This window comes from Variovorax sp. P4_D9, assembly GCF_056401695.1.
This window is the reverse complement of record NZ_JBFUIU010000747.1, coordinates 1-4,275: the sequence shown is the minus strand read 5'-3', so window position 1 is coordinate 4,275 and position 4,275 is coordinate 1. Positions and strand designations below refer to the sequence as shown.

General features: G+C 64.1%; 3 protein-coding genes and 2 pseudogenes. 4 read left to right on the top strand and 1 reads right to left on the bottom strand.

Translation table 11 applies throughout. The features are described 5' to 3' along the window. The 4 genes and pseudogenes from AC1DY5_RS44235 to AC1DY5_RS44220 form a co-directional block, all read left to right on the top strand. Positions 1 to 153, top strand: a pseudogene (locus AC1DY5_RS44235) (IS630 family transposase); the annotation flags it as partial. Positions 154 to 512: 359 nt separating this feature from the next. Next, positions 513 to 740, top strand: a complete 228-nt coding sequence (locus tag AC1DY5_RS44230) for a hypothetical protein (RefSeq protein ID WP_478120748.1) — start codon at positions 513 to 515, stop codon at positions 738 to 740. A 703-nt stretch (positions 741 to 1,443) separates the two neighbouring features. After that, positions 1,444 to 3,225 (top strand): annotated as a pseudogene (locus AC1DY5_RS44225) (error-prone DNA polymerase); the annotation flags it as partial. A 40-nt stretch (positions 3,226 to 3,265) separates the two neighbouring features. Then, positions 3,266 to 3,415, top strand: coding sequence for a tripartite tricarboxylate transporter substrate-binding protein (locus AC1DY5_RS44220; RefSeq protein ID WP_478120747.1), 150 nt, complete (start codon positions 3,266 to 3,268; stop codon positions 3,413 to 3,415). A 303-nt stretch (positions 3,416 to 3,718) separates the two neighbouring features. Here AC1DY5_RS44220 and AC1DY5_RS44215 read toward each other — a convergent pair whose 3' ends face one another. After that, entirely contained in the window at positions 3,719 to 4,045 is a 327-nt protein-coding gene (locus tag AC1DY5_RS44215) for an NAD(P)-binding domain-containing protein (RefSeq protein WP_478120746.1), read from the bottom strand. Positions 4,046 to 4,275 lie beyond the last annotated feature (230 nt).

The window sequence follows — 4,275 nt, the reverse complement described above, 5'->3', positions numbered from 1 at the left end:
AGCTTCACCAGCGTGCCCGAACTGGAACTGGCCATCGATCTGTACGTGGCCCATCACAACGCCAACCCAAAGCCTTTCATCTGGACTGCGAGGGCGACTGACATTCTGGCAAAGGTCACGCGAGCCAAGGCTGCGCTGGCAAGGGGCAAATAATAAGTACATATCTGGGTGGCGCACTATACTAGGATCACCCAAAAATAGTGGCCTTCGCTGTGGCGGCTGTCAGTCAATGCGAGCGAGGAGTTCTGATTGCCGCGCGCCAACCGCCCACATGCAGACCACAACGTGCCACTGGACCATGGCGTCGACTGCCTGCCATGCGAAAAAGTTGCCAAACGTCACGGCCTTGGTAGAACCCCCTCGACCCGCACGACTTGGTGTGCGCGGGCCTTTTCATGGGTGTGAGGCAAGGAGGCCGCCCGCCAAGAACCCAAACTTGACAAGGCTTAGTGCTTGCCCGGCAACGGGCCGCGCTGCAATACTGAGTTTTTGTTTTTTCACAGGAGCCCAGTATGGCAATCGATTGCCTGCAACGCGTCGCTGAGCAGAAGCTGCCTTGCGTGGTCTACGACGTGCGTGAGATCGACAATCTCCGCGTCCTGCGCGCTGCCGGAATGGTCATGGCCTTCCTCCCTCCGCCAGACCACCTGGTATACGGAGAAACAAGCCAGAAACAAGCCCAGGTACTGGCCATCACAGAGAAAGGCCGAGAGACGCTGAAAGGCCACGTGGAGGTGTAGCAGCCTCACCCCCAGTCCGCCGCGTGCGGGCTTTTTTGCGCCTGCCACAGCCTCCAGATGCAGCCCCTCGTAGTCCGTCCGATTGTCCTGAGAGGCGCGAGTGGGGAGCAGTTGATGCTGCCCATTTCGCGATGGCAGGACTTGGCCGAGGCCGCGCCAACAAGCGCGACACGCGATCCGCTCGACTCGAACCCGCCCGCACGGGCCGCTCGCGCGATACCAGTCGACGAGGCGTACGAGCGCGGACTACGGCTGGCCCTGCAGGTCATTGCGGCGCGCCGATGGCGGGCGGGTCCCGCGACTGCGATGGCGACATCGAACAGGGCTTCGAGGGAAGGGGACTTGGCCGTTGAGCCAGGTGGCGCGCTGTTCAGCCCGTTCGCCAAGTCGCCGGGCACCCCTGCACCGAACCAGCCACCGATCATGACCGCTTCCGAAGCGCCTGCCCCCGACGGCGTCTTGACGATCGTGGCGGTGATAGCCGGCGCTGTCGTCACTGCCTGGCTTCTGCGTCGAGCTTTGTAGTTCTACGGGAGGTAGCCCCGTCCGCAGGCGAGGAAACGTCAACGCGTCATCGCAGCGCCTGCCTGGCGCGCTCTGCTGCAGCACGCAAGAACTGAACAGTGCCAGGCCAACCGGGGATGCCGTGTCCATGATCGACGGGATAATGGATTCGGATCAACTCTTCTCTGCCCTTCTGGTTGAGGTCGTGCCCGAAGGAGAAACGCCAGCGTCGCGCCTGCGCAAGCTCACCTACGCGGGTGCGCAGCGCCGGTACCCGAGCGGCCCGCCCGACAAGGTGCGAAAGCAGATCGAGCACGAGCTCAAGATCATTGCCCAGCTTGAATACGAGAGCTACTTCCTGACGGTCGCTGACATCGTGCACTGGGCGCGCGATCGGAACATCCTCTGCCAGGGACGAGGGTCAGCGGCCAACAGCGCGGTCTGCTATTGCCTCGAGGTCACGAACGTGGACCCCGATCGCATGAGCGTTCTCTTCGAACGCTTCATTTCGGTCGAACGCAAGGAGCCTCCTGATATCGACGTCGACTTCGAGCACCAGCGGCGCGAAGAGGCGATGCAGTACATCTACGACAAGTACGGACGCGACCGCGCGGCACTCACGGCCGTGGCCACCACCTACCGCACGAAGTCCGCGCTGCGCGATGTGAGCAAGGCCATGGGGATCGACGCTGAAAAGATTGACCGCCTGGCAAGCACGGCCTACGGCACCGACGAGAAGTGGATCGGCGAGGCGTGCCTGCTCGAGAACGAGATCGATCCCACGGATCCGACCGTGGTGCACTGGCTCACGATCGCCGACACGATCCGCGGATTCCCGCGCCATCTGAGCCAGCACCCTGGCGGCTTCGTGATCGGCCGCGACAAGATCTCCCGCCTCGTGCCGGTCGAGAACGCGGCGATGAACAACCGCAGCATCATCCAGTGGGACAAGGACGACCTGGATTCGACGGGCCTCATCAAGGTCGACATCCTGGCACTCCGCATCCTCACCGCGATTCACCGCTCGCTCGACCTGGCCGGCGAAAAAGCCGGCGGCCCGCCGATGCGCATGCAGGACGTGCCCGCGGAGGACCCGGTCACCTAAGAAATGATCTGCAAGGCCGACACCGTCGGGGTATTCCAGATCGAAAGCCGCGCGCAGATGAGCATGCTGCCGCGCATGCAGCCACGGACCTTCTACGACCTCGTGATCCAGGTCGCGATCGTCCGGCCAGGCCCTACTCAGGGCGGCATGGTGCACCCGTACTTGCGCCGCCGCATGGGTGAGGAAGCGGTCGAGTACCCGAGCGACGAGATCCGCCAGGCGACGGAGCGCACGCTTGGCATCCCGTTGTTCCAAGAGCAGGTCATGGCCATCGCGATGGTCGCGGCCGACTTCACCGCCGGCGAGGCCGACCAGCTCCGGCGCGCGATGGGGGCGTGGCGCAAACGCGGCGGGCTGGAGGTACATCAGCGCAAGATCATCGAGCGAATGCTGAAGAAAGGCTATAGCGACGAGTTCGCGCAGCGCCTTGCCAAGCAGGTCGAGGGCTTCGGAAGCTACGGCTTTCCCGAGTCACGCGCAGCCAGCTTCGCCCACCTGGTGTACGTGAGCTGCTGGCTGAAGCGGCACCATCCGGACGCGCTGCTTGCGGGCCTGCTCAACTCGCAGCCCATGGGCTTCTACGCGCCAGCACAGTTGGTGCGCGATGCGCGCGAGCACGGCGTCGTGGTTCGCCCGGTCGACGTGACGATCAGCGTATGGGACTCGACGCTCGAGGAGCCGGTGCAGGGCCCGGCCTCTGCACGCTGGGACACCACCTACGAGCAGCCGCTGCGCGCGGTGCGCCTAGGCCTGTCCCGCATCAACGGGATGCGCGAGGAAGCGACGAAGCGCATCGTCGCCGCGCGCGCGGAGCCACCCTTCGCGAGCGTGGAAGACCTGGCCATGCGCGCGCAGCTCGATACGCACGACCTGAAGTGAACTGCTCGCAAGCACCGCAAACCTTCGTTTGCCGGCAGTGCCCTACAAGGGCAGCGCTCCTGCCGTCAACGATTTGCTGGGAGGCCAGGTGCCCGCAGCCATTGTCGACCTTACGTCGGTGAACGCGCATGTGAAGGCAGGATCTTTGAAGTCCCGTCACCCTGGTCCGATCGGGACATCGTGGTGAAGAAGGAGCCCGTTGGCGTCTGCGCGGTGGTCGCGATCATCAGGTTGACAACGAGTTTCATCAGTCGCGCCTGCTCCTTCTCGCGGAGCCGGAGGAGGGCTCCGAGATCGCCGATGACTACGGCTCGGTTGGACTGAGTCTGCGCCGCCACCCGCTCGCGATCATCCGGTCGCAACTCGCCGAGTGGGGCGCAAGAGGCTTGCCCTGCTCGCAGGTCATGATCATCRCGAGGTCATCTTGATGCAGCGCCCGAGCGCACCGTCCATCGTCTCCTTGTCCCACCGAACGGAACCGAGTCGAGGTTCATCGACGCTCGCAGCGCGCGGCCGCTCTGGCGCTCGATTCAAGCGAGACGGTACTGGTGTCCACGAAGATGGCATGGGCCGGCGCTTCGTCAGCCACCTCCTTCGCCACGGCAATCAATGCGTCGTCGTTCGGAAGCGAGGACAGCACGACATCCGGTGCCGCGACGGCCGATGCGATCGAGGGGCTCGCTGCCATCCCCGCCGCCTGCGCTGCACCGCGCGTGGCGTCGCGCCTGTAATGCACGGTGACGGCGTGTCCGGCCTTGGACAGTTGCTGCGCCATTGGCCATCCCATCTGGCCGGCTCCGATGAGTGCGATCTTCATGTGGGCTTATATGGATGCCTCCCGGATAGCAAGAAGAATTTGTGTTGTGCTGCGAAGAAGTCGGCTGCGTCCTTATATCCGGCCTTGATTGCGCGGCTCGCCTGGTTTCCCCGACTCGCCCCGCTGGCCCCCATGCATATCCGCTGACAAGCGCCTCATCTCGGCTCGCCTGGTTTCCCCGACTCGCCCCGCTGGCCCCCATGCATATCCGCTGACAAGCGCCTCATCTC

Excerpts from the sequence above, each read along its gene's own strand:
- AC1DY5_RS44230 (WP_478120748.1), top strand. The coding sequence starts at position 513 with ATGGCAATCGATTGCCTGCAACGCGTCGCTGAGCAGAAGCTGCCTTGC.
- AC1DY5_RS44215 (WP_478120746.1), bottom strand. The coding sequence starts at position 4,045 with ATGAAGATCGCACTCATCGGAGCCGGCCAGATGGGATGGCCAATGGCG.